Origin of the sequence: Nocardia sp. NBC_00403 (assembly GCF_036046055.1) — a bacterium.
In the GTDB taxonomy this organism is placed as follows: domain Bacteria; phylum Actinomycetota; class Actinomycetes; order Mycobacteriales; family Mycobacteriaceae; genus Nocardia.
In genome coordinates, this window is sequence record NZ_CP107939.1 from 8263868 (window position 1) to 8288423 (window position 24556).

At 66.8% G+C, this 24556-nt stretch carries 21 protein-coding genes; 7 read left to right on the plus strand and 14 right to left on the minus strand.

Features of this window, described 5'->3' with window-relative positions:
* Positions 1-51: 51 nt before the first annotated feature.
* The 4 genes from OHQ90_RS37170 to cofH all read right to left on the minus strand — a co-directional run bounded on the left by OHQ90_RS37170 (position 52) and on the right by cofH (position 6200).
* A complete protein-coding gene (locus OHQ90_RS37170; protein ID WP_328405719.1) occupies positions 52-1812 on the minus strand; it encodes a serine/threonine-protein kinase in 1761 nt (586 codons plus the stop codon).
* Positions 1813-1927: 115 nt separating this feature from the next.
* Positions 1928-3034, minus strand: a complete 1107-nt coding sequence (gene dapC, locus OHQ90_RS37175; protein ID WP_328405722.1) for a succinyldiaminopimelate transaminase — start codon at positions 3032-3034, stop codon at positions 1928-1930.
* Positions 3035-3043: 9 nt separating this feature from the next.
* Positions 3044-3367 carry a ferredoxin gene (fdxA, locus tag OHQ90_RS37180; protein WP_328405725.1) on the minus strand — a complete coding sequence of 108 codons (324 nt, stop codon included), beginning with the start codon at positions 3365-3367 and terminating at the stop codon, positions 3044-3046.
* 157 nt (positions 3368-3524) lie between these two features.
* Complete coding sequence (gene cofH, locus OHQ90_RS37185; protein WP_328405727.1) at positions 3525-6200, minus strand: 5-amino-6-(D-ribitylamino)uracil--L-tyrosine 4-hydroxyphenyl transferase CofH; 2676 nt, start codon at positions 6198-6200, stop codon at positions 3525-3527.
* Positions 6201-6344: 144 nt separating this feature from the next.
* Here cofH and OHQ90_RS37190 point away from each other — a divergent pair, with 144 nt between their 5' ends.
* From OHQ90_RS37190 to OHQ90_RS37200, 3 genes are all read left to right on the plus strand, one after another.
* On the plus strand, positions 6345-6842 hold the full coding sequence (locus tag OHQ90_RS37190) for a PH domain-containing protein (RefSeq protein ID WP_328405729.1): 498 nt from the start codon (positions 6345-6347) through the stop codon (positions 6840-6842).
* On the plus strand, positions 6839-8437 hold the full coding sequence (locus OHQ90_RS37195) for a PH domain-containing protein (protein ID WP_328405731.1): 1599 nt from the start codon (positions 6839-6841) through the stop codon (positions 8435-8437). Before OHQ90_RS37190 ends, OHQ90_RS37195 begins: the two co-directional genes overlap by 4 nt.
* A 104-nt stretch (positions 8438-8541) precedes the next feature.
* Positions 8542-10380 carry an APC family permease gene (locus OHQ90_RS37200; protein ID WP_442941262.1) on the plus strand — a complete coding sequence of 613 codons (1839 nt, stop codon included), beginning with the start codon at positions 8542-8544 and terminating at the stop codon, positions 10378-10380.
* Between the two features lie 80 nt (positions 10381-10460).
* Here the strand turns inward: OHQ90_RS37200 and OHQ90_RS37205 are convergent, their stop codons facing one another.
* The 6 genes from OHQ90_RS37205 to typA form a co-directional block, all read right to left on the minus strand.
* On the minus strand, positions 10461-10907 hold the full coding sequence (locus tag OHQ90_RS37205) for a hypothetical protein (protein WP_328405735.1): 447 nt from the start codon (positions 10905-10907) through the stop codon (positions 10461-10463).
* On the minus strand, positions 10904-11062 hold the full coding sequence (locus OHQ90_RS37210) for a hypothetical protein (RefSeq protein ID WP_328405737.1): 159 nt from the start codon (positions 11060-11062) through the stop codon (positions 10904-10906). The genes OHQ90_RS37205 and OHQ90_RS37210 overlap by 4 nt, the downstream gene beginning before the upstream one ends.
* A 30-nt stretch (positions 11063-11092) precedes the next feature.
* Complete coding sequence (locus OHQ90_RS37215; protein ID WP_328413382.1) at positions 11093-12559, minus strand: amino acid permease; 1467 nt, start codon at positions 12557-12559, stop codon at positions 11093-11095.
* Positions 12560-12637: 78 nt separating this feature from the next.
* Positions 12638-13513, minus strand: a complete 876-nt coding sequence (gene mshB, locus OHQ90_RS37220; RefSeq protein WP_328405738.1) for an N-acetyl-1-D-myo-inositol-2-amino-2-deoxy-alpha-D-glucopyranoside deacetylase — start codon at positions 13511-13513, stop codon at positions 12638-12640.
* Positions 13510-15276, minus strand: a complete 1767-nt coding sequence (locus OHQ90_RS37225) for an ABC transporter family substrate-binding protein (RefSeq protein ID WP_442941525.1) — start codon at positions 15274-15276, stop codon at positions 13510-13512. Before OHQ90_RS37225 ends, mshB begins: the two co-directional genes overlap by 4 nt.
* Before the next feature lie 355 nt (positions 15277-15631).
* Positions 15632-17530, minus strand: coding sequence for a translational GTPase TypA (gene typA / locus OHQ90_RS37230; protein ID WP_328405739.1), 1899 nt, complete (start codon positions 17528-17530; stop codon positions 15632-15634).
* A gap of 151 nt (positions 17531-17681) precedes the next feature.
* Here typA and OHQ90_RS37235 point away from each other — a divergent pair, with 151 nt between their 5' ends.
* Entirely contained in the window at positions 17682-17858 is a 177-nt protein-coding gene (locus OHQ90_RS37235) for a hypothetical protein (protein WP_328405741.1), read from the plus strand.
* A 20-nt stretch (positions 17859-17878) separates the two neighbouring features.
* A complete protein-coding gene (locus OHQ90_RS37240; protein WP_328405743.1) occupies positions 17879-18169 on the plus strand; it encodes a 4a-hydroxytetrahydrobiopterin dehydratase in 291 nt (96 codons plus the stop codon).
* A 10-nt stretch (positions 18170-18179) separates the two neighbouring features.
* On the opposite strand, the gene OHQ90_RS37245 is transcribed toward OHQ90_RS37240, so the two are convergent.
* Complete coding sequence (locus OHQ90_RS37245) at positions 18180-19535, minus strand: mannosyltransferase (protein ID WP_442941526.1); 1356 nt, start codon at positions 19533-19535, stop codon at positions 18180-18182.
* Positions 19536-19787: 252 nt separating this feature from the next.
* On the opposite strand from OHQ90_RS37245, the gene OHQ90_RS37250 reads away from it, so the two are divergent.
* Complete coding sequence (locus OHQ90_RS37250) at positions 19788-20585, plus strand: Rv1157c family protein (protein ID WP_328405747.1); 798 nt, start codon at positions 19788-19790, stop codon at positions 20583-20585.
* Between the two features lie 135 nt (positions 20586-20720).
* On the plus strand, positions 20721-21116 hold the full coding sequence (locus OHQ90_RS37255) for a hypothetical protein (protein WP_328405749.1): 396 nt from the start codon (positions 20721-20723) through the stop codon (positions 21114-21116).
* 45 nt (positions 21117-21161) lie between these two features.
* On the opposite strand, the gene OHQ90_RS37260 is transcribed toward OHQ90_RS37255, so the two are convergent.
* From OHQ90_RS37260 to OHQ90_RS37270, 3 genes are all read right to left on the minus strand, one after another.
* Entirely contained in the window at positions 21162-21875 is a 714-nt protein-coding gene (locus OHQ90_RS37260; RefSeq protein WP_328405751.1) for a DUF1906 domain-containing protein, read from the minus strand.
* A gap of 203 nt (positions 21876-22078) precedes the next feature.
* Complete coding sequence (locus OHQ90_RS37265) at positions 22079-23227, minus strand: hypothetical protein (protein ID WP_328405753.1); 1149 nt, start codon at positions 23225-23227, stop codon at positions 22079-22081.
* 589 nt (positions 23228-23816) lie between these two features.
* Positions 23817-24428 carry a CHAP domain-containing protein gene (locus OHQ90_RS37270; RefSeq protein WP_328405755.1) on the minus strand — a complete coding sequence of 204 codons (612 nt, stop codon included), beginning with the start codon at positions 24426-24428 and terminating at the stop codon, positions 23817-23819.
* Between the last annotated feature and the right edge of the window lie 128 nt (positions 24429-24556).

The following is a 24556-nucleotide window of genomic DNA, read 5'->3' on the forward strand; positions in this document are numbered from 1 at the left end:
CGTCGATGATCGCGCGTGACCGCGAGCCGTGTCGGCGAGCCGCGATGGCCGTCAGAACGGCGCCCGCTCCCACCACTGTTCGCTGGCCTGCTCGAAGGTGTGGTTCGGCCAGGAGACCTCCACCGACACCGTGTCGGGAAACTTCGTGCCCCGCGCCCGCGCGGCCAAGGTGAACGGGGCCGCGGCATCGAGCGGCCGGAACACCAGCACACTGGCGTGGTCCTCGATCGGCCGCGCACCGACCTGCGTCGTCTTGGCGGCGAGGTAGGCGCCGACCGCATCGCCGCTCGCGTATTCGGAGAACCACACGATCAGTCCGTCCTGGTGGGTGCAGGTGATCTGCCGCAGCGGGACCGGATCACCCGGTTCGGCAGTGGGCACTGCCACCGCGGAACAGCGCGCACCCCGCCAGGCCGTTCCATTCGGGTTCGGCGGTATCAGCTGGGGGAATGCCTGCACGATGGACTGCTCGGCACCCCACACCGGCGGCGCGGGCAACCGGTGCGGGCGCACGTACTTCCAGTAGACAGCCGCGGCGCCGGCCACGCCGACGATGGCGACTACGGCCAGCACCAACAGCGCTACGGCCAGCGCACGCCAACGCGAGGACACTGTTCGCCGCTGCCGGTCCCGCTCATGCTGCCCACCAGACGACGGCGGGTCTGCCGCGAGCGACTGGGGTGCGAGGTGCCCTTGTGGCACATCAGGATGCGGCGGTGTGTATGCCCGAAGCGTCGGTGCGGTCTGTGGCGCCGGAGGCGGAGTGTGCGCCAACGCATGCGTAGTCTGCGTCGCGGCTCGCGGAGTTTGCGGCATCGTGTGCGGAGGCTGTGGCAGCGCCTGCGGAGACTGCGGCGCGGCCGGCGAAATGTCCGGCGTTTGCGGCGTCGCATAGGTCGGAGTCACAACCGACGCCACAGCTCTCGCGGACGACATCACCTCGACACTGCGCGGTCCGTTCGACGGACGGACACCGGTCACCGCCGCATAGGCCGCCTCGGCGAACTCGGTGCAATCACCGAACCGATCCCGTGGATCCTTGGCCATCGCGCGGGCGATCACCGCATCGATCGCGCTGGGAAGATGCGCCGCGACTCGGCTCGCCTGCGGCACCGGGCTGGTCAGGTGCGCGGCGACTACGGCACCGGGATTGGTTGCGGCAAAAGGCGCTTCGCCGGTGAGTAGGGCGAACAGAGTGCATCCGAGTGCGTATTGATCGGCTCGATGATCGACCGGCTGCCCCGAAAGCTGTTCCGGGGCGGCGTAAGCCAGCGTCGCAAGGAACTCCCCGGTGCGGGTCAGCTGGTGCGCGTCGTCGCGGAGTCGAGCGATGCCGAAGTCCGTCAGCAACACCCGGTCACCGCCGGTGCGCGCGGCGGTCAACAGAATGTTCGCCGGCTTCACATCGCGGTGCAGGACACCGGATTCGTGCGCATGGTCGAGGGCGTCCGCGGTCTGCCCGAGGATGTGCAGCGCTCGCCGCGGATCCAGTGACGCGCCTCGGAACGCCGCGGCATCGCTGCCGTCGACATACTGCATCGAGATCCACAGCTGATGGTCCTCGGCGCCGCGGTCGAAAACCGACACCACATTCGGATGATCGAGCCGCGCTGCCACATCGGCCTCCCGCTCGAACCGCGCTCTGACCTCCTCGTCGGCATACAGCTCCCGGCTGAGCAGCTTGAGGGCGATCTGCCGCGGCAACCGAGGGTGCGCCGCCAGATACACCGTCCCCATTCCGCCACGGCCGAGCACACGTTCGATTCGGTAGCCGGCGAACAGCTCACCGGCGACGAGTCCCGCCCTCTGCATCGACGAACCTTTCCACCCCGATCGAACCACTAGTCGGCGGAGCCTATCGAATTCGACTCCGGCCGGCCCACACCGAAGTTCCGGTCGACCGGAATCCCGTGCAGCAGAGGATGTTTCAGGCAGCCAGTCGCTGCGCCGCCGCGGCGACCCGCTCGTCGGTAGCGGTGAGCGCGATCCGCACGTGTTCGGCCCCGGAGGGTCCGTAGAAGTCGCCGGGTGCGGCGAGGATGCCACGGTCGGCCAACCAGTCCAGGGTGGCGCGGCACGATTCACCGCGAGTCGACCACAGGTACAGACCCGCCTCCGAGTGATCGATACGGAAACCCGCCGCCAGCAAGGCATTCCGCAATACCGCACGCCGTGCGCGGTAGCGCTCGCGCTGCTGCGCCTCGTGGGTGTCGTCACCGAGTGCGGCGGTCATCGCCGCTTGGATCGGGAAGGGGACCATCATGCCCGAATGCTTGCGCACCTCGAGCAGTTCGGCGACCAGTGCGGGATCGCCCGCCACGAAACCGGCGCGGTAACTGGCCAGGTTCGAGGTCTTCGACAACGAGTGGATGGCGAGCAAGCCGGTGTGGTCGCCGTCGCACACCTCGTGGTCGAGCAGGGACACCGCCCGGCCCTCCCAGGTCAGACCGAGGTAGCACTCGTCGGAGGCCACGATCGCACCGCGCTCGCGGGCATAGGCCACCACCTTGCGCAGGTGCTCGACGCCGAGCACGCGTCCGGTCGGATTCGACGGTGAGTTCACATAGATCAGCGCGGGTGATTGCGGGCCGAGCTGCGTCAGCCCGTCCGCCCGGGCGATCTGCGCACCGGCCAGCAGCGCACCCACCTCATAGGTCGGGTAGGCGACCTCCGGAATAACGACGAGATCGTCGCCACCGAGACCGAGCAGCCGCGGCAGTCCCGCGATCAATTCCTTGGTGCCGATCGCGGGCAGCACGGCCGCCGGATCGATGCCGGTGATGCCGAAGCGTCGTTTGAGTGCATCGACCGCGGCGGTGCGCAGCTCGAGCGTGCCGTGGGTGGTCGGGTAGCCGGGGACCTCGGCCACCGAGCTCAGCGCGGCGCGGATCAGCGGGTCGACCGGATCGACCGGAGTTCCGACCGAAAGGTCGACGATCCCGCCGGGATACGCCGCCGCCTTCGCTTTTACCGAAGCAATGGTGTCCCAAGGGAAATCCGGCAGCAGACTGCTGACCCGGCCACGCGATGACACGTTACGAACTCACTCACTCGCCATGGGGGGCAGTTCTTTGATGAACGCCGGGTCGTAATCCACCTTGCCGACCTTCGTCGCACCCCCGGGCGAACCGAGCTCGTCGAAGAAGTCGACGTTGGCGTTCACGTAGCCGACCCACTGGTCCGGAGTGTCGTCTTCGTAGAAGATCGCCTCCACCGGGCACACCGGTTCACATGCACCACAGTCCACGCACTCGTCGGGATGGATGTACAGCATGCGACCACCCTCGTAGATGCAATCCACGGGGCATTCCTCGATGCATGCCTTGTCCTTCACGTCAACGCACGGTTCAGCGATGATGTACGGCACTGCCGCTCTCCTAGTCTGTCCTCACCTGCGGGGATAGTCCGCCCAGCGTCACACTATCCCGGCAGCCCAGGTTACTCCGGGTCAGTCTGCCCTAACTAACTTGGTTCCGCACACCACGGAACCCAAGTTGCGTCCGCGTCGTTGCGGCTCCTCAGAACTATCCCACCGACAGCGGCAGGACCGACATCTTGTGTTGCGGGACACCATAGGTGGTGGTGCGCTCGCGGACCGGGCGGCCGATGCCTTCGGCGATCTCGGTGAGTTCCGCGACCGTTTTGGCCGAGCCGTGCTGGGAGCCGGCCATGCGAGAGATTGTCTCCTCCATCAACGTACCCCCCAAATCGTTCGCCCCACCGTTGAGCATCATTCTGGTGCCCGCTGTGCCGAGTTTCACCCAGCTGGTCTGGATGTTATCGATCCGGCCGTGCAGCATGATCCGAGCCAATGCGTGGGCGGCGCGGTTGTCCCGAATCGTCGGTCCCGGCCGCGCCGCACCCGCCAGGTACAGCGGTGAGCTCTGGTGCACGAAGGGCAACAGCACGAATTCGGTGAAACCGCCTGTCTCGTCCTGGATTCCGCGCAGCACCCGCAGGTGCCCGACCCAGTGCTTCGGGTTGTCGACGTGGCCGTACATCATCGTGGAGCTGGAACGCAGGCCCACCTGGTGGGCGGTTGTGATCACCTCGATCCACGCCGAGGTCGGCAGTTTGCCCTTGGTGAGCACCCAGCGCACCTCGTCGTCGAGGATTTCCGCGGCCGTGCCGGGAATGGTGTCGAGCCCGGCCTCCTTCAGCGCGACCAGCCAGTCACGAATGCTCTGCCCACCTCGGGAAGCGCCGTTGACGATCTCCATCGGACTGAAGGCGTGCACATGCATCGACGGCACCCGCTGCTTGATCGCCCGCACCAGATCGGCATAACCGGTGACCGGCAGTTCGGGGTCGATGCCGCCCTGCATGCAGATCTCGGTGGCGCCGTCGACGTGCGCCTCCCAGGCCCGGTCGGCAACCTCGTCCATGCTCAGGGTAAACGCATCGGCATCCCCCTTACGCTGGGCGAACGCGCAGAAACGGCAGCCGGTGTAGCAGATATTGGTGAAGTTGATGTTCCGGTTCACCACGTAGGTGACCTCGTCGCCGTTGACATCACGGCGCAGCTGATCGGCCAGTGCCGCCACCGCCTCGAGCGCGGGTCCCTCGGCGGTCGCCAGCGCCAGATACTCGGCGTCGGTGAGGCCGGCCGGGTCGTGCTCCGCCGAACGCAACGCGGCGAGCACCTCGGAATCGAGTCGCTCCGGCGCCGTGACCGCGAGATCGCGGGCCTGCTCCCGAATGGTGTCCCAATCGCCGAAAGCGCCGACGACATCGGTGTCGGATCCGCGGCCTTCACGGGTCCCTTCGTGGTTGCGCGGGCTGCCGCCTCCGGGCCCCTCGCTCACGCCGCCGCCGAGCGCGGAATCGCTTCGGCTCTCGGTGATACGCCCGTCGGTGTCGATCGAGGTGTTCAGATCCACCCGTCCGGCCGACTCCCAGGACTCGTCCGGCTCCTGCCATGGCAGTCCGACCGGCATCGCATCCGGCTTCGCCAGGCCGGTGGCCGGATCGGTCAGCGCGGCAACGTGCGCACCGATGCGCGGGTCGACCCACGGGTTGCCCGCCCGCACATACTTCGGGTGCGCCGAGGTGCGTTCGACGAGCTGGTAACCGGCGGCCTCGGTGATCTCGCGCAGGGTGTCCAGGTTCGGCCACGGCCGCTCCGGGTTCACGTGGTCCGGGGTGACCGGCGATACGCCGCCCCAGTCGTCGATGCCCGCATCGATCAGCGCCAGGCATTCCTCGTGCGACACCAGATTGGGCGGCGCCTGCACCGGAACGTCGGGGCCGAGCAGCAGCCGCGTCACCGCGATGGTGGCCCGGAACTCCTCGAACCCCGCGTCGGGGACATCGCGCATGGCGGTGTCGTCCTTGGCGCGGAAGTTCTGGATGATCACTTCCTGGATGTGCCCGAAAGCCTTGTGCTGCTTACGGATCGCCATGATCGACTCGGCCCGCTCGGACAGCGTCTCGCCGATGCCGACCAGGATGCCGGTGGTGTAGGGCACCGAGAGCCTGCCCGCATCGGTGATGGCGCGCAGCCGGACGGCGGGATCTTTGTCCGGACTTCCGTAGTGGCACTGGCCTTTTTCGGTGAACAGCCGGGTGGAGGTGGTCTCCAGCATCATGCCCATCGACTGCGCGACCGGCTTGAGCCTGGAGATTTCCTCCCACGACATGACGCCGGGGTTCAGATGCGGCAGCAGCCCGGTCTCCTCCAGCACCATGATCGATACGGCGCGCAGATAGTCCAGGGTGGAGTCGTAGCCGCGCTCATCGAGCCACTGCGCGGCCTCCGGCCAGCGGTCTTCCGGACGATCACCGAGGGTGAACAACGCCTCTTTGCAACCGAGCGCAGCACCCTGGCGAGCGATGTCGAGAACCTCGTCGGGCTCCAGGAACATGCCCTTGCCCTCGGCGCGCAGCTTGCCGGGCACGGTGACGAAGGTGCAGTAGTGACACTTGTCCCGACACAACCGGGTCAGCGGAATGAACACGTTGCGCGAATAGCTGATGGTCTTCGGCCGACCCGCCGACTCCAGCCCGGCGTCGCGAACCCTGGCCGCACTCCGGCTCAGATCGACCAGGTCCGCGCCGCGCGCGTGCAACAGCACAGCGGCTTCGTCGACATTGAGCGTCACGCCGTCGCGAGCCCGCCGCAGCGCGCGGCGCATGGCCGACGGCGTTGGCGGTGCGGGCGGGACACTCGGGGTCGCTAGCTCGATCACGCCCTCGATCATGCGCTAATCATCCCGGACTGTCTCCCTCCAGTGCTTGTGACCGTTGCCAACTGCACGATGGAGCGCACTATTCCTTTGCTGCGCCGCGGGTTTATTCCCGCAGGCCGAAGCGCTTCGGGACGAGTTCATGCAACCATGTCAAGCATGTCGCAGCCGCGCACGATCATGGCCGATCCGGCCTGGCGCCCGAGCCCCAAAGCGAAACTCTTGTGGACCCTCCAGGCCGCGATGGCCTGGATCATTCCGGTGGTCGCTCTGGTCGTCTGGGTGCTCGTCGACTCGGGACACCGCGCGGCACAGCTTGCGGTGTTCGCCGTGACAGCGGTGCTCGTACTGGTCAGCATCGGTGTGGTGCCGCTATGGAGGTATGCGGTGCATCGGTGGGAGGTCACCGACGAGGCCGTCTACACCCGGGTCGGTTGGCTGACCCAGGAGAGCCGGGTCGCGCCGATCTCCAGAGTGCAGACGGTGGACACCGAGCGCGGGCCGTTGGAGCGGCTGCTCGGCCTTGCCACAGTGACTGTGACGACCGCCTCATCGGCGGGAGCGGTGCAGATCTCCGCACTCGACCTGCCGGTGGCCGAGCAGACCGTCACACGGCTGGCCGAAATCGCGGCACTACACCGCGGCGACGCGACATGACCGAGCCGGTGCTGCCCGCGGCGGCCGGACCCGAGCCACACCCGGATCAACCGTGGCTGCGGCTCGACAAGCGAATGCTGCTGGTGCACCCCGTCACCGAGGTGGTCAAGTTCATCCCGGTATTGATCGGTTCGGTGATCCTCGGCACAAGCAGCGGCAATCACGGGTGGAGCGTCATCACGCTGGCGCTGATCGTCGGATTCGCGCTCACCCGCTGGTTCACCACTACCTACCGGGTCGGCCCGACCCATATCGAGTTGCGGACCGGATTGATTCAACGCAAGAAGCTCTCGGTGCCGCGCTCACGGATCCGCTCGGTCGATATCGAGGCCGACCTGCTGCACCGGGCCCTCGGGTTGGCGGTACTCGCGATCGGCACCGGTCAGCACGCAGAATCGCGGGAGAAATTCAAACTCGACGCGTTGGACGCACGGGTGGTGCCGGGGCTGCGCGCCGCCCTGCTTGCACATACCGCCACCGCAAACGCTGTTGCCGGATCGCCGGTTCTACACTCCGCGTACCCGGCGGACATCCTCCGAAAGTGCCTGCCGGAGAACGTATCCGAAGACCTGCCGACACCGCGCAGCGCCAGGGAGATCGGACACTGGCACGCGAGTTGGGTGCGCTATGCACCGCTGTCGCTGACCGGGTTCGCGATCATCGCACCCGTCGTGGGTCTGGCGTTCCAGTTCGGCCTCGGCCAGACGCTGTTCAATTCGAATGCGGTGCACAATATCGAGCACGGCAGCGCCGTCTTCCTCGCGGTCGCCGGTGTGCTGCTGTTGGTCGCGATCGTCATCGTGGTCAGCCTCACCTCCTGCGCCCGTTATCTCACAACATATTTCGGCCTGCGGGTGCTCGATGACGGTCGCACCCTGCAGCTGCGCCGCGGCCTGTTCACCACCCGCCAGACCACCTTGGACCGCGCCCGCTTCCGCGGCGCCACTGTCAACGAGCCGCTGCTGCTGCGCCTGGCGGGAGCCGGCGAACTCGAAGCCATCATGGTCGGCGACAACCCGCGTCAGAAGATCCTGCCGCAGGCTCCGCGCGCGGCCGTCGAGCACACGCTGGCGCAACTGCTCGCGCCCCGCGCCGCCGGGGCCGAGGTCGGACCGAGCGAGCTCGGCACCACACCGCTGGCCGCGCACGGACCGGTCGCCCATCGGCGCAGGCACTCACGGGCCTTGCTGCCGGTCCTGCTCGTCGTGATCGCCCTGCTCATTGTTTCTCTTGCGGGAGTGGAGTATTCGGCGTGGTGGTGGCTACTGCCCGCCGTCATGGCGATCATCGCCCCCGCCTTGGCCGAGGACCGGTACCGCGGCCTCGGCCACGCTGTCCTGCCGGCCGCCGACAGCAGCCCCACCTGGCTGATCACCCGTGCGGGTTCACTCGACCGGGACCGCGACTGCCTGGAAGCCCCCGGTGTCATCGGCTGGACCGTCCGCCAATCCTTTTGGCAACGCCGTGCGGGGGTGGCCAGCGTTGTCGCCGCATCCGCCGCAGGCAAGAAGCGCTACCTCGTGATCGATATCCCTCTCGACCGAGCCTGGTCCCTCATCGATTCGGTCACCCCGGGTCTCCTCGGCGCCCGCTGAAGCCGGTCGGTGCCGCACGGCGCCCGGGCTGTCAGGTTACTTCGGCGCGGTTTCGGTGGTGTCGCTGAGCGGTTGCCGCGTGTGCTCCGCGTTGAATGGGTCGTGTGGTCGAGACGGTGCGGTCGGAGTCGCAGGAGCCTCGGATAGTCGATCGCCGAATGCGGCGGCACCAGCGCGGCGACAAGTATCGGCTGACCGCGATCGGCGGGCTGGCGGCGTTGTCGCTGGATGCGTTGTCCAGTGTGGCTTACGGGCCGGAAGCGATCGTGCTGGTGCTCATCGCTGCGGGCGCGGCGGCGGTCTCGTGGACGCTGCCGGTTTCGCTGGCGATCGCGGCGCTGTTGCTGGTGCTGGTTGTTTCTTACCGCCAGGTGATCGCGGTGCATCCGGACGGCGGTGGTTCCTATGCGGTGGCGAAAAAGGATCTCGGTCGTAGCGCCAGCCTGCTCGCGGCGGCCGGCCTGGTCATCGACTATGTGCTCACTGTCGCGGTGAGCCTCGCCGCCGGTGCCGCCAGCCTGGCGAGCGCGTTTCCGGTGCTGGCGGATCATCTGCTGCTGATCACGCTGATCGGGCTCGCGGTGCTGACTGTGATCAACCTGGTTGGGGTGGCCGAATCGGCGAAAGTGCTGGTGGGGCCGACGCTGCTGTTCATCGTCGCGATCTTCGCGGTGATCGTGGTCGGACTGGCGCGCCCGGAGCCGGTAGCCGTCATCGGCGTCGACCGCGGACCGATCGTGCCGATCGACGCCATCGGGATTGTGCTGTTGCTCAAGGCATTCTCCGCAGGCTGCTCGGCACTGACCGGGGTGGAGGCGATCGCCAACGCGGTGCCGGCGTTCCGTACGCCGGCGGTGCAACGAGCCCAGCGCACCGAGGTCGGCTTGGGCGTGCTGCTGTGCGGGATGCTGCTCGGTCTCGCCGTGCTGATCCGCCGGCATCACACGGTTCCGCGCGAAGACGTCACCCTGCTCGCGCAGCTGTCGGCAGCGGCGTTCGGCACCGGCTGGCCGTTCTACGTCACCAACCTTGCCGTCACCCTGGCGCTGTGCCTCGCCGCGAACACCAGCTTCGGCGGCCTGCCGGTGCTGCTTTCGCTGCTGGCGAAGGACCACCGAGTCGCGCACTTGTTCGCCTTGCGCTCGGAACGGCCGGTGTTCCGTTACGGTGTCGGTGCGCTTGCGGTGGTGGCCGCAACCGTGCTGATCATTGTGGATGCCGAAACCCACCGGCTGCTGCCGGTGTATGCGGTCGGCGTCTTCATCGGCTTCACCATCAGCCAAACCGGGCTGGTCCGGCATTGGCGCACACAACGCGGAACCGGGTGGATTGCGCGCGCCGCACTCAATGGCTTCGGCGCCATTCTCACCGCGGTGGCCGCCGTGGTGCTGCTTGCCGAGAAATTCACCGAGGGCGCGTGGCTGCTGGTGATCATCGTGCCCGCGTTGATCATTCTGTTCGCCCGCACCGAAAGCTATTACGGCAGTGTCGCAGAACAACTCAGCCTCGGCCGAATTCCCGCGCTCCCACCGCAATCCCCCGACCCGGAGCCCATGCTGATCGTGATCCCGGTGGTCGCGGTCAGCGAGGTCGCCGCACGCGCGCTGCGCACCGCCCAAGCAATGAACGGCGAAATCGTCGCCGTCGCAGCGGAAATCGACTCGGCCTCCATCCGTCGCCTCAGCCGCCAATGGAAAGAGTGGGACCCCGGCGTCCCCCTCACTGTGCTGCCGTGCCCACACCGCAGCCTGGTCACCACACTCGTCGGGTACGTCCGCAACCAAACCCGGTACGGCCGCCAGGTGATGGTCCTACTGGCCCAGGTGGAGGCCCACCGCTGGTGGCAGCGACCACTGCACAACCCGCGCGGCCCTGTCCTCGCCGCCGCTCTGCGCGCCCGCACCGACGCCGTCATAGCCACCCTCGCGGTGCGACTGGATTGACGGGTCCGACAACGCGCCCTCGGTCGGCGAGCCGAGGTCGGCCGAAGCGTGACTCGTATCGCCAACGGCGCCAGCGATACTCAGCGACTACCGAACAGCCCCGCATTGAGCCGGACGTACAGATACCCGAGCGGCGGCACCAATCCGCAGAACAAGAGAAGTGCTGTGCGCCAATCGCTTCCGAGCATAATGTCGCCGCCGGGCCCGGTCACCGAGCACAGCAGGAAGCCGAAAGTCCATGCGGCAATGGGCAGAATCGCGAACCCGACGCGGGTGGTCACCGTGCGAACGCCCATGACGAGCAGCACGTTGATCACACCGGCCAGCACGGCGGAGAGCGGGAACGCCACCGAGTCGAGGTAGGCCGGCAGGTAGAGCACCTCGAGTGCGAGGGTGATCAACGCATCGAGCACCAGCAGGGTGATGATCACCGGCGCCAGGGACTCCAGGCCCCACTGCGGCTTGCCATGGCCCGACTGTGCCGCGGCACGATCGTCGGCACTGTTGTGGTCGACGGCTGCCCTCACGCGACGGGAGGGAAGCCGAGGAGGGTCAACAGATGGCTCTGCATATCGACGAACGCGTACAGCACCGACATATAGATGTCGTGCTGTTGCTGCGCGCCGGGACGCAGGCTGTCCACGAAGCCCGCGATCGCGTTCTGCAGGTCCCAGTTGTACATAGATATCGAGTCTATTCCGGCCGCGTCGGTTCAGTCACCGTCGATCGGAATGTTGGCCACGACCGGATATTCACCGGTGTAGCCCCTGCGTTCCTCGGCGATCGCGAGCACTCGCTTGCGGGCCGCGAACCAGCCGATGATCAGCGCCGGAATGATCAGCACCAGCGAGGCGACGGTCCACGTGCCCACCGGATAGTCGCAGCCGGTGAGGACCACCACGAAGAACAGGAAGGCCAGCGTGGCCAGGCCGGTATAGGGCGCGCCGAACATCTGGAACGACGGCCGCTGCAGCTTGCCCTGCTTGGACCAGCGCCACAGTTGCAGCTGGGCGAGCACGATGGTGGCCCAGGAGGCGATGATGCCGAGCGAGGCCAGGTTCAGCACGATCTCGAAGGCACTGTCGGGCACGATCCCGTTCAACGCGATGCCGCACAGCGCAATCAGGCTGGTGAGCAGGATGCCGCCGTAGGGAACGCCGTTGCGGCCCATCACACCGGTGAATTTCGGGGCACTGCCGTTCATCGACATCGACCGCAGAATGCGCCCTGTCGAATACAGGCCCGCGTTCAGGCTGGAGAAGGCCGCGGTGAGCACGACGAGGTTCATCACGCTGCCGATGCCCGGCACGCCGAGCAAGGTGAAGAAGGTGACGAACGGGCTCTCCTTGGCGGTGTAGCTGGTGTAGGGCAGCAGCAGCCCGAGCAGCACCAGCGAACCGACGTAGAAGATGGCGATGCGCAGGATCACCGAGTTGATGGCGCGGGGCATGATCTCGGCCGGGTTCTCGGTCTCCCCCGCCGCGGTGCCGACCAGCTCGACGGCGGCGTAAGCGAACACGACGCCGGAGGTGACCACGACCAGCGGCAGGATCCCGGTCGGGAACAGGCCACCGCTTTCGGTGATCACGCTCGTTCCGGTCGGGTTGCCCTGCACGGTGAACCGGCCGAGCAGGAAGATCGTGCCGACGATCAGGAAGGCGCTCAGCGCGAATACCTTCACCAGCGCGGCCCAGAATTCCATCTCGCCGAACCACTTCACCGACATCAAATTGACGCCGAGCACGAGCACCAGCGCGATGAGCGCGAGCAGCCACTGCGGGATATGTGAAAATCCTGCCCAATAGTGAAAATACTGAGCAATCGCCGTGGTGTCGGCGATCCCGGTCATGGACCAGTTCAGAAAGTACATCCAGCCCGCGACGAATGCGGCCTTCTCACCGAAGAACTCGCGCGCGTAGGAAACGAAAGAGCCCGACGAGGGCCGGTGCAGCACCAGCTCACCGAGCGCGCGCAGAATGAAGAATACGAAGACCCCGCACACCGCGTACACCAGAAAAAGACCTGGTCCCGCGCTCTCGAGCCGCCCGCCCGCACCCAGAAACAGGCCGGTGCCGATGGCGCCACCGATGGCGATCATCTGGAGCTGACGTGGCTTGAGACTCTTGTGGTAACCGTCGTCTTCGATGTTGAGGTGAGCCTTGTCACCGACCGCTGTCATGAACTGCTGAGCCTCCACGTCAATGTCCGAAATCACGAAGACGGTACCCGGCGCATCAATCTCGCGTTACAGCAACCCTCAGGCAATACCGGTGAACAGGTCGTGTTCGCGCCCGTCGGGGCCGACGACACCGCGTTGCCCGCGCACGAGCACGTAGTGCTCCTCCGGCAGCACCGGCTGCGCGACATTATTGGACAGCGCGAATTCCCGACCCGTCGGCGCCACCATCACTTGCGTTGCATGTGCCCGCAGCGCGGCGCGCTTGGCCGCGAGCGAATCGGACACGTCGATAGTCGTGGTCACCGTGTGGCTCGGCACGCTGGCGAGCTCCCCAACCGAGGGAAGCAGCCAGCCGGGCGGCAACGCGCCAGGCAACCCCTCGACCGTGCGTCGCGCGAGGACTTCGGTATGCAGGCGCAGCATCTCGTCATCGGTGACGGTCCAATAGAACTTCGGAGTGTCCCAACCTCGGTCAGCAGCCGCATGCACCGCTGCTGTGGTGATCTGGTGGGCCCGAATGTGGTCGGGGTGGCCATAGCCGCCTCGGGGGTCGTAGCCGATCACCACCCGCGGCCGCAGCTCGAGCAGCACCTCGGTCAGCGCGTCCACCGCTTCGACGCCGGAGTGGATGAAGGCGCGTGGATTCTCCGCCGCCGCAGTGCCCGCCATGCCGGAGTCACGCCAGCGGCCTGCGCCGCCCAGGAAACGCGGCGGTCCCGCACCCAGCGCGGCGAGCGCCCCGGTGAGTTCCAGCACCCGGTAGCCACCGAGCTGGTCGGCGCGGTCGGCAGTCAGCTGCGCCCACTGGTCGCCGATCACTTCGCCCTCTTCACCGAGGGTGCAGGTCACCACCGTGACCGGCACCCCCCGTCGGCGGTAGTGCGCGATCGTGCCTCCGGTGGTGATGGATTCGTCGTCCGGGTGGGCGTGGACAAGCAGCAACCCACCGGTCACGGGATCCTGCGCCACATCGCCGCGTCACCGAAGATGCCGACTTGGATGGCGCCACTGAGGGAAGCGCCGTCGACCCGAGGACCCGAGGCGGCAACCACGTTGTCCTGCACGATCGGCAGCACCGTGGCCAGACCCCACAACTTGGGCTCGGCGTCGGCGAGCACTCGGCCCACTTCGATGCCACGCAGCGCCTCGTCGATCGCGGGCTGCAGCGTGGGGTCGCAGACACCCGACACATTGCTCGGCGCCTTCTTGGCCGCTTCGGCGGTGGCCTGCGAATTCCCGTTGCTTGCGGGATTTTCCACGGGCGGGCAGCCGTAGCGGGAGGCGAGCACGGTGGCCGGGTCCGAGCCCGCAACCTCCCAGCCGACGATCGCGTCGACCGCACCTTCCGTCAGATCCTTGCCGTAGAGGGTGTCCGGGGCGAGGCTGCGCACGCTGGCATCTATTCCGGCACTGCGTAATTGATCTGCCGCTGTATTTGCCACCGCGATGGCGGTGGCGTCACCGGTGGCCGCGCCGATTCGAATCGCCAGCGCTTTACCGTTTTTCGCGAGCGGACGCGGACGCGGCGCTGGTGAGGTCGGCGATATGACCGGCGGTGGTTCCGGCGCCCGACCGTAGCCGACCTCGCCGAGCAGCGCGAAGGCTTCGTCCGCGGTGGGCCGCGGTGGCGCGGTGGGTGTGTAGCCAGGGTCCGACGGGGTAAGGATCTGCGCGCGCACCGGCTCAACCCAGCCGCCGGTCTGTGCGCCCACAGTGGCGAGCAGCGCCGGATCGAGCAGCGCGAGCACTCCGCGACGGACCCGGGGATCACCGAGATCGCCACTGCGCCCGTTCAATACGAACTGCAGCTCGCGCGACTGGGGCATGATCGCGGTGCGCACTGAAGCGATCGCCGCCAGCTGCGCCTGGGTCGCGACACCGCCGTGCACCAGCGTCATCTGGGCGTCGCCGGTGCGCAGCGAATCGGCGAGCTGTGCGGGAGTTCCGCCGCGGCGCAACAGGATCTGATCAGGAGCAGCGGGCGTGCCCCAGTACCTGTCATTGCGTTCGAGGAGGATCTCGTCGCGACCCCGGTCGACCGATTTGATGTCGAAGTTCCCGCCCGACACCGGGATTCGCTCGACAAGTCCGTTGGCGAAGCCACCGGGCACATCCTTGACCAGATGCGAGGGCAGCAGGTTCGAGAACAGCTCACGCCAGGCCGGATACGGCGCGGTCAACGTCACGGTGACGGTTTTGCCGCCACCAGAGGAACTCACATCCGAGATGAGCCGATAGCCCGCGGGATCGACGACGCCGGGCTGGGTGATCATCTGCTGCCAGAGGAACCGGAAGTCCTCTGCGGCGATCGGCGCACCATCCGACCAGTTCGCTTGATTGCGCAGCTGATAGGTGATGGTGAACGGCTCCTGCGTGGTGACATCGGCCGACACCACCAGCGCCGTGTCCGGCACCCACTCGGTGGCACCGGGCACAGCAGGATTCGGCACCGGACGAAACGGACTCGGCAGCACCATCGAACTCACCGCCGCTGTGGCAGGTGACTGATCGGACCGCAGGTGCGGGTTGAAACCGATCCCGATGTCGTCGATCGCCACCACGACAGTGTTCTTACCAGGTTTCGCCGGTGTCGTCTTGGGACTGTCGGTGCTTTCGATCGGAGGTGGCGGATTCGCGGTGCAACCAGCGCCCACCGTGATGGAGATGGCCGCGATAACCAGCGCTGCGCGCACCCTTGCACGTCGTCTTGCCGCCAAGCTCACGATCCGCACTCTACCTTGACGACAAGGCGGCCAGATCCTGTGCCTTTCGCAAGGTTCAGTGCCGGCCGGGACGGGCAGTAATCAAGTCGTACAACGGAATGACGGAAGTCTGGTCCCCGGCCGGTACTGCGGCTAGCGGCGATAATCACCTGGCGCTGTATTTCGCTGATGCTCGACTGTTAGCTACAGGTCGACTGTTCGAAATCCACTGCGCGACGAGCGTCGCGATCACCGAATAGAACTGGGGAGCGAATCATTCTCATGATTCGCTCCCCAGTTTCGTTTCGGTACATCGCCGTGAGTACGCGAAAGCCGAATCATCCTCAGGCCCGGCCAGGCGGTCCGGCAATTACAACGCTGCCCGGTCCCGAGCCTTGCGTCGCGACAGTTCGCGTCCGCGTTCGGTGGCGCCGAGGATGACCTTGCGGACCCGGACCACCTCCGGTGTGACCTCGACGCACTCGTCGTCCGCGCAGAACTCCATCGCGGCCTCGAGATCGAGCTGCAGCGGCTTGGCGAGGGTTTCGAACACATCCGCGGTGGAGCTGCGCATGTTGGTCAGCTTCTTCTCGCGGGTGACGTTGATGTCGAGATCCTCGGCGCGTGGGTTGATGCCCACAACCATGCCCTCGTAAGTGTCCGCGCCCGGTTCGACGAAGAACTGGCCGCGGTCGGCGAGCTGGATCATGGCGAACGGAGTCACCGAGCCTGCGCGGTCGGAGACCAGCGCACCGGTGTGCCGGGCCCGGATCTCACCGGCCCACGGCGCGTAGCCGTGGGAGACGGCGTTGGCGATGCCGGTGCCGCGGGTTTCGGTGAGGAAGTCGGTGCGGAAGCCGATCAGACCACGCGACGGGACGATGAACTCCATCCGCACCCAACCCGCGCTGTGGTTGGTCATCTGGACCATCTTGCCCTTGCGGGCGGCCAGCAGCTGGGTGATCGCGCCGAGATACTCGTCCGGGCAGTCGACGGTCAGCTCTTCGAACGGCTCGTGAATCTTGCCGTCGACCTGCTTGGTGACCACCTGCGGCTTGCCGACGGTCAGCTCGAAGCCCTCGCGGCGCATCTGCTCGACCAGGATGGCCAGCGCCAGCTCACCACGACCCTGCACCTCCCAGGCGTCCGGACGGCCGATGTCGAGGACACGCAGCGAGACGTTGCCGACCAGTTCCTGGTCCAGGCGCGACTTCACCATGCGTGCAGTCAGCTTGTGGCCCTGCACCCGGCCGACGAGCGGCGAGGTGTTGGTGCCGATTGTGACCGAGATCGCAGGCTCGTCGACGGTGATGCGCGGCAGCGCGACCGGATTGTCCGGATCGGCGAGCGTGTCGCCGATCATGATCTCCGGGATGCCCGCGATCGCGACGATGTCACCGGCCACGGCGACCTCGCCGGGCTGACGCTCGACACCGATCGTCTGCAACAGTTCGGTGATCTTGACGGTCTTGACACCGTCGGCGTGCATCCACGCGACGTTCTGCCCCTTGCGCAGTTCACCGCTGTAGATGCGGACCAGCGCGAGGCGGCCGAGGAAGGCCGAGGCGTCGAGGTTGGTGACGTGCGCCTGCAGCGGTGCTGTCGGGTCACCCTTCGGCGCCGGGATGTTCTCCATCAGCACGTCGAAGAGCGCGTCGAGGTTCTCGGCATCGGGCGCGTTCCCGTTCTCCGGACGCTCCTTGGACGCCTTGCCCTCACGGCCCGACGCGTACAGAACCGGCAGGTCCAGCGCGAGTTCGGCGGCCTCGGCGGCGGCGTCGTCGAGATCGGAGGCCAGATCGAGCAACAGATCGTGGCTCTCCTCGACAACCTCCTCGATGCGAGCGTCGGGGCGGTCGGTCTTGTTGACGACCAGAATCACCGGAAGCGACGCGGCGAGTGCCTTACGCAGCACGAACCGGGTCTGTGGCAGTGGCCCTTCGGACGCGTCGACCAGCAGCACGACGCCGTCGACCATGGAGAGGCCGCGTTCGACCTCACCACCGAAGTCGGCGTGGCCGGGCGTGTCGATGACGTTGATCACGGTCACCGAGCCATCCGGGTGGTGCCGGTGGACAGCGGTGTTCTTGGCGAGAATGGTGATGCCCTTCTCGCGCTCCAGGTCGCCGGAGTCCATCACCCTGTCGACGAGCTCGGCTCGCTCGGCAAAGGCTCCTGACTGGCGCAGCATGGCGTCGACCAGCGTCGTCTTACCGTGGTCGACGTGGGCCACGATGGCGACGTTGCGAAAATCGCGTGCAGACGACACGCCTAATCCTCCTGCTGTTGGTGTTGGTGCGGGCCGACCCCTGCAAACAGGTGGAGAATCGATACTCACCGGGCATTGCGGCCAGTAACAGACTACCGGTATCCAGGCGCGCCGCAGACCACGCGCCCCACTAAGGGTATGCTAACCAACTATGGGCAAGGTCAAGGCAAGGAAGGTTTCGAGTCTGAAACCCAAGAAGAAGTGCTGTCGCAAGAAGACGCGCTGCTTGAAATGCCCTGTGGTCATTATGCGGATGAAACGCCTCGAAGCCGCTGGTTGCTGCGGTAAAGAGCTGAAGAAGGGCCTCAAGAAAGCCCGCGCCGCCTGATCCGCGCGGATACTTGGACCATGGCTACCGAACTCCTGTCCGACGCCGATATCGACGACGCGCTGTCCGACCTGCCCGACTGGCAACGCTCCGGCGACACCATCACCCGCACGATCCAGGCGCCGACCTTCCTCGACGGTATCGAGCTGGTGCGGCGGGTTGCCGACGCCGCAGAGGCCGCCGACCACCACCCGGATATCGATATTCGCTGGCGCCGGGTCACTTTCGCACTGTCGACCCACTCCGCGGGCGGGCTCACCGGCCGCGACATGCTGCTGGCCCATCAGATCGATCGTTTGGCCGCAGGCTGAACGTCGGCCACTAGTCGACGGCGGTGCGACGCAGCGCCCGCTCACCGATGGCGTTTCGGTCCGCCGACAACGCCTTCGGGAACGTCCGCAGCCGCTGCCGCACGGACCCGACATCCGAACGCAGCACCGCGCGGCCGTGCCAGATCATCCAGCCGAACAGCACGAGCACGCCGAGCGCGTCGACCGCGCCGAGCCAGGACAACACGCCCGGCCGTGAAATGGTCCAAATCGACTTCTGGGCAAACGACAGCACCCACGGCACGCCGATCAACATCGTCACCAGCCAGTAGCCCGCGATGAGCCGGGCGCCCGCGACCGCACTCAGCGGACCGTAGACCAGCCACAGCACCGTCGGCAGCAGCCAGACGAAATGGTGTGACCAGGAGATGGGTGAGACCATCAGCCCGAACAGCTGCACCATGATCAGAGTGCCCATCCGGTCGTCGGAACCCAGTGTGCGCCAAGCGAGGAACGCGAGCACGGCGACGACCAGCACGGCCGCCATCCACCACGGCCCGGATTCGACGTCGTAGCCGAGGATGCGGCTCAGGGTGCCACGTAGCGACTGGTTCCATACCGAGCCGACCGGCCCGATCCGGCTCGCGTCGCCGAGCAACGTGCCGAAGTAGCGCTTCGCCTCGGTGTGTGCAATCAGGAAGCTGACCCCGACCGTCGCGCCGAAGGCCACCGCCGAGCAGATCACGGTGACCCAGCGACGGCGGGCGACGAAGTACAACCCGGTGATCGCCGGAGTCAGCTTGATGCCCGCGATGACGCCGACGAGTAGACCCGACAACCACCACCGCGCACTACGCACCGCGATCATGGCGCCGAGCACCAGGAAGACGTTGACCTGCCCGTAATCGATGGTGGTTCGCACCGGTTCCAGCCACACGCCGACCGCGGTCCAGGCGACGGCCGCAGTCTGCCGGCCCGGTTCGCGGACCCGCTGCTCGCCGAGAATCAGCTCGAGGCTTATCCACACCACGCCGTAGAGCGCCGCGACCGTAGCGAGCAGCCACAGCACCGCGACAACCGTGAACGGCAGGTAGTGCAGCGGGAAGAACACCAGGGCCGCGAACGGCGGATAGGTGAAGGGCAGCGGGAAGTCCGGCGTTTTCTCGGCGTAGGTGAAGTCGTAGAGCCCATGAGTGAGTAACGAGGCCGACCCGTCGACATAGACGTGCAGGTCGACGAGATTCATGCCGTTCGTCGACAGCAACATCCATAACAGCCTGGCCAGCACGGACAGACCCAGCGCTGACACAGCCAGCTGTAGGCGTCGGTTCAATTCGCAGGCTTTCGAGTCGGGGCGGCAGGTCGTCGGCCTGCGACCCGCGGACGTTCGGGCGTTCGGCGACAAGATCTGAAGACTCCGATTAGATTAGCCGCAGCCGGGAGTGGGGCGGTGATGCCCTCGAATCACTGATAACATTTGCATCACCATTCACTTCTGTAACACCATTTGGCGCTAACGTCTGATAACACTGTTCGTCCAACGCACCTGTCGGGATATTGCGGCTGTACAACATGCAACCGTGTCCCTAGAGTGACCCCCGAAACGATGGCTTTTCAGCATCGAACTCCAGATGTACCCGAGGTAAGGACGGCTAGACCAGTGCTTCGCACCCGAGGATCGCGGATCGTATTGTCCGCACTCGCCATCACGGCGAGCGCTTCGCTTGCTGCGCCGATGGCAGCTGTCGCGGCCCCGGCACCCGTGCCCGCGGCGGTTCCGAACAATGTCCCGATGGTGCCCGAGGGCGTCCCGATCGATGCGCTCGCCGCGCTGGCCCCGGCCATCGTCGGCGCAATCGCGGGCCCGGCCGACGCCAAGCCGATCGCAGGCGGCCTGCAGGGCATGCTGCTCGATGCGGCCCGCAAGCTGCTCGCCACCCTCAACCTGCCACCGCAGATCAAGTCCACCTTGGAAAAGATCATCACCTTCCTGGACGGCAGTGGCGGTGGCGGACCGGAGATTCCGAAGGACGGCGGACCGGTCATCGCCCAGTTCCTGTACCCGACCATCGGCAAGGGCTGCATCGGCCCGACCGCTGATTCCATCGGCACCGCGCTGGCTGTGCCCGGCCCGGCCCAGCTGCCGCCGCCGGGACCGCAGGCCGGTCAGGCCGGGTTCGTGTTCACCGCGCTCGGCACCAAGTCGCCGACGCCGGTGCAGAACCCGCCGATGACCGTCCAGTGGATGAACCTGGACACCCGCAAGTCGGGCATCCTGCCGCTGACCGACGAGGCAAAGATCAACCCCGATGGTCCGGCGACCCTGTCCGCGATCGCCGACACCGGCTTCGGCCGCGTCGTCGCGGTGGTCTCCGGCTCGCTGACCACCCAGGCGCCGGACGCCGCTCCGCGCACCTGCTCGTTCCTGCCGACGCTGGGTTTCTTCACCGTCGCATGATGCTCCGAAGCCCGGCGCGTCCATCCGGACCGCCGGGCTTCGTTGTATCCACGGCCAGATTCCCGCAGGTCGACACATCCGGGTGAATCGCCTGCGATAGTGCATAACCGCACCACACTGTGGTAGACCGAAGCCATGGCTACCGTCGAAGTGTCGCTACGGCGCAATAATTCGATAGAGAGCACGAATTCCAAGCAGCGCGGGCGCTCGATTCGAAGCAGGCGCTCGCGGCGATCGATACTGTCTTTCCGCTCCGAGGGCTCGATCCTGTCCATCGGCTCCGCGTACTCGATCCTCTCGATCGGCAGCGTCGGTTCGGTGCTGTCGATCGGTTCGGTCGGATCGTTCGGGTCGGTGATTTCATCGGGCTCGTTCGCCAGCGTCGGCTCGGCCTTCTCCGGCCTGTCGCGCTGGTCGCTGTTCTCCTGGCTCGGCGATCACCAGGCGCCGGAGAGTCGGCCCACGCTGCGCGTCGTCCCCGATGACGAGCCCGAGCTGCGCCTGGCGCCCACCTGCCACTGCCAGACCTGAGCGAGCCGCCGTCGGCGGTCCCGGCGCAAGCGGGCAGCGGTCAGTTCACCACTGCCCGTACTCCGGCCGCAGCACATTGTTGACGTCGACCCCGACACCATCAATGGACCGCTTGTCGATCTCGATCTGATGCAGATGCGCCGCCGGGTGCACGAAACCCTTCGGGGTGCCCCAATTGTGCTGCCAGTACCAGGCACCGAGGCCCGCGGCGCGCGCCAGTTCGATGATCGGCGCGTTCGCGTAGACGCCGGTGTTCTGCTTGCCGACCACCGACTGCCAGCCGAGCAGATACGGCGCGATCATGGTGGCGAAGTCGACGGGTGTCGGGTTGTCGTCGATCGAGGCGTAGATCGGCCGGTTCTCCGGTCCGCCGGCGGCGAGGTGCAGCTCCAGCCCACGCGCCGCGTGCTTCTTACCCGCCTCCAGCCCGCCGCGCCAATCTGCGGTCTGGGCTTTGCCGTATTGGTAGTTCGAGACGATGGTCAGGCCCGCGGCGTGCAGCTGATCGACTTCGCCCGCCAGCAGCGGCTTGCCCTCCATCCATTCGGCGCCGGGACGGCGATCCGACACGTACCTGATCACACCGATATGGCCGGCATTCCGGATCGCCGTGGCCGACGGAACCCCACCCGCATAGTCGACCATGGTGCCGATGACTCCACTTGCCGCGGCATTCGGCGCGCCGACGGTCGCTCCGAGAGCGGCGGTGGCAGCGGCATAGACGAACAGCTCGCGGCGGGACACAGAAAAGGAACGCATCGCAGGACTCCTTCGCGCAACCCCGATATGGAATAGCAGCGTGCCCGGCGCACCTTCCCCAGAAGTCACTCACGCGCCGGGAGCCTCGAACGTGCACTCATTTCACCATATTCACATGGGAACCGCTAGACCCATCGGAAACACAAACCACACTCGCCACAGGAGTTGTCTGCGGGCTCCGTTCCTTGGTGCCGGGGATCGGTTCAGGCCACGCCGTCGATGCGCGCGGCGACATCGATCGTCCGGCCCGAACTGTCGGCCAGTTCCTTGCGCACGACGTCGGCCACCTGGGCGACAACCTGCTTCCTGATCCCCGCGAGCGCACCGAGGGTGGCTGCCCGCATGCCGCTGGCCTTGAACTCCAGCCGGATGTCCGACGAGTCCGGCGGCGGGACGTCGATGACTACCAACAGCGGATCGGCCGCCCGCGCGGTCAGCACCAGCGGAATCTCGACGTCGGCGCGATAGTGATTCGCCTTCAGCACATCGACGGTGATGTCGAGGCTCACCGGCACCACCAGATCGAAGGAGACCGCGTCGTCCGACCGATCCGCCAGCTGCGGCACCCGCACCGACCCACGCACCGTGACGGTGGCCGAGTTGCGCGGACCGGTCCGCAGCGGTCCGATCTCGATCGGGCGGCCCGCCAGCCGCTCCACCACATCGAAGACGCGCTCCCTGGTCACGATGCGGGCGAAGAACCGGTGGCCGAATTCGCCGTAGTCGATCCAGTCGAACGTCGTCTGCATCGCATGCTCGGAGCGCATTCCGTCGACCATCGCCTCGATGTCGAAGACCCGGCCGCGCCGCCCCTGCGGATCGGCCAGCATCGCATTCACCCGATTGGCGACCTCACGCTGCACCACTCCGGCGATCGGGTCGAGCAGCCATTCCCAGGCCGTCTCGATGGCGCGAGCCCGCAGCACGAAGCTGACATCGCGCGAGGTGATCGGCGGGACGTCGATGACGATGAGCAACGGATCCGCGGTGTGCGCGTGCAGTGTGAGATCGATCTCGACAACCGCCTCCAGCCGTAGCTTCCTGCCGCCGAGCAGTACCTGCACCGATAGCGACACCGGCACCGTGACTTCGAAAGTCACGTTCGGGCCACTGCGCAGCACCACCGGCTGGCCGACCTTGCCTTCGGCGACGAATCCGGCCAGACCGGCGGGGCCGACCGAGAACGGCCCGATCGTCATCCCACGTCCCGCCATACCGGACACCGCGGCCACGATCCTGGCCTCCGTCACCGCATGGGTGAGGAAACGTTCCCCGAAATCGGCGTACTCGATCCAGACGGGATCTGCGCTCGTGTGGTCGGTCGGCTGCATCAGATGTTCCGAAACCCTCACCTTGTCAACGGACACCCGACACGGTACGCGACGCGCTACACCTGGCCCCCGACCGCTGGGGCCGCTCATCCAGCGGCTGCCTGGCCCCGTTTACCCCGGCGCTCCTGCGGCTGCCTCGCTTCCGCTCACCCCAGCGCTCCAGCGGGCGCCTCACGTCGACCCTCGGGGGACAACGCGGCCGCTACGGCGGCAACCGCTAACCCCGCACGCGCGCTCGGCGCCGACCGGCCCGGCGCGGCTATCGGACTCCGGCCGACAGTGTCATTAGGCGGCTGCCTCGCCTCCGCTCGGCCCGGCGCGGCTGTCGGCGGACTGTGTCCGACAGTGTCATTAGGCGGCTGCCTCGCCTCCGCTCGGCCCGGCGCGGCTGTCGGCGGACTGTGTCCGACAGTGTCATTAGGCGGCTGCCTCGCCTTCGCTCAGCCCGGCGCGGCTGTCGGCGGACTGCGTCCGACGGTGCCATTAGGTGGTCCCTGTCCTGCTGATGAGGGGGTAGCAGGACAGGGGCCGGGCGGCGCTGCCGGGCGCCGCCGGATCTATTTTAGGTGGTACCCCCAGACCCGCCGACCGCGCACACGCGCCGGGACGGTCACAGCATGCCGAATCCGACAATATCGGGCACTTCGGCCAGGTCGAAACGGTGTATGCGGATGTTGCCGAACTCGTTTCCACCCATCGTGGTGACGACTCCGTCGCTCGCCGTCAGCACGATGTTGGTGTGCTGGGAGAACGGGCTGGCCGGGCCGTAGAGCAGCACGTCACCGGTGAGCGGCTGGTATCCGGCTCCGATCGGTGTGAATCGTCCGGTGCTCTGGTAATACTCCTGCAGTGTGTACACCCCGGGGATCCGCCACGATCCCGAGTTCGGGTTGGCCAGCGGCACACCCGATTCGCGCATCACCCAACTGACGAAGTCCGCGCACCAGGGCTCGTTGTTTCCCTCCGCGTACTTCGGCCCATCGCCGGGAGCGCCGAACTCTCGCTCGAGCACCGCGACCACCTTGGATTGCGTCGGGTCGAGCGTGGATTTGTCGATCGCCGGGAACGTCCGCACACCGACACCGGCGATGGCCTCGCCCTTGCCGTGTTCCAGCCACAGGCGCACGCCCACCACACCCCCAGCGACCAGCACCGATACCACCAAGCCGAGCACGAGCCAGCGGTAACGCAGCCGCCGACGCGCCGTCCTTTGTTCCGCCATGCTCCCCCGGGCTCCTGTCGATCGCGACCGACTCGCGGCCCTGATCAGTTAGACGAACAGTCCGCCCGATCGGTTCCCGGCACCGCCAGGACGCACCGCAGGGCCTGGTTTCGGACGGCACCGTGTGG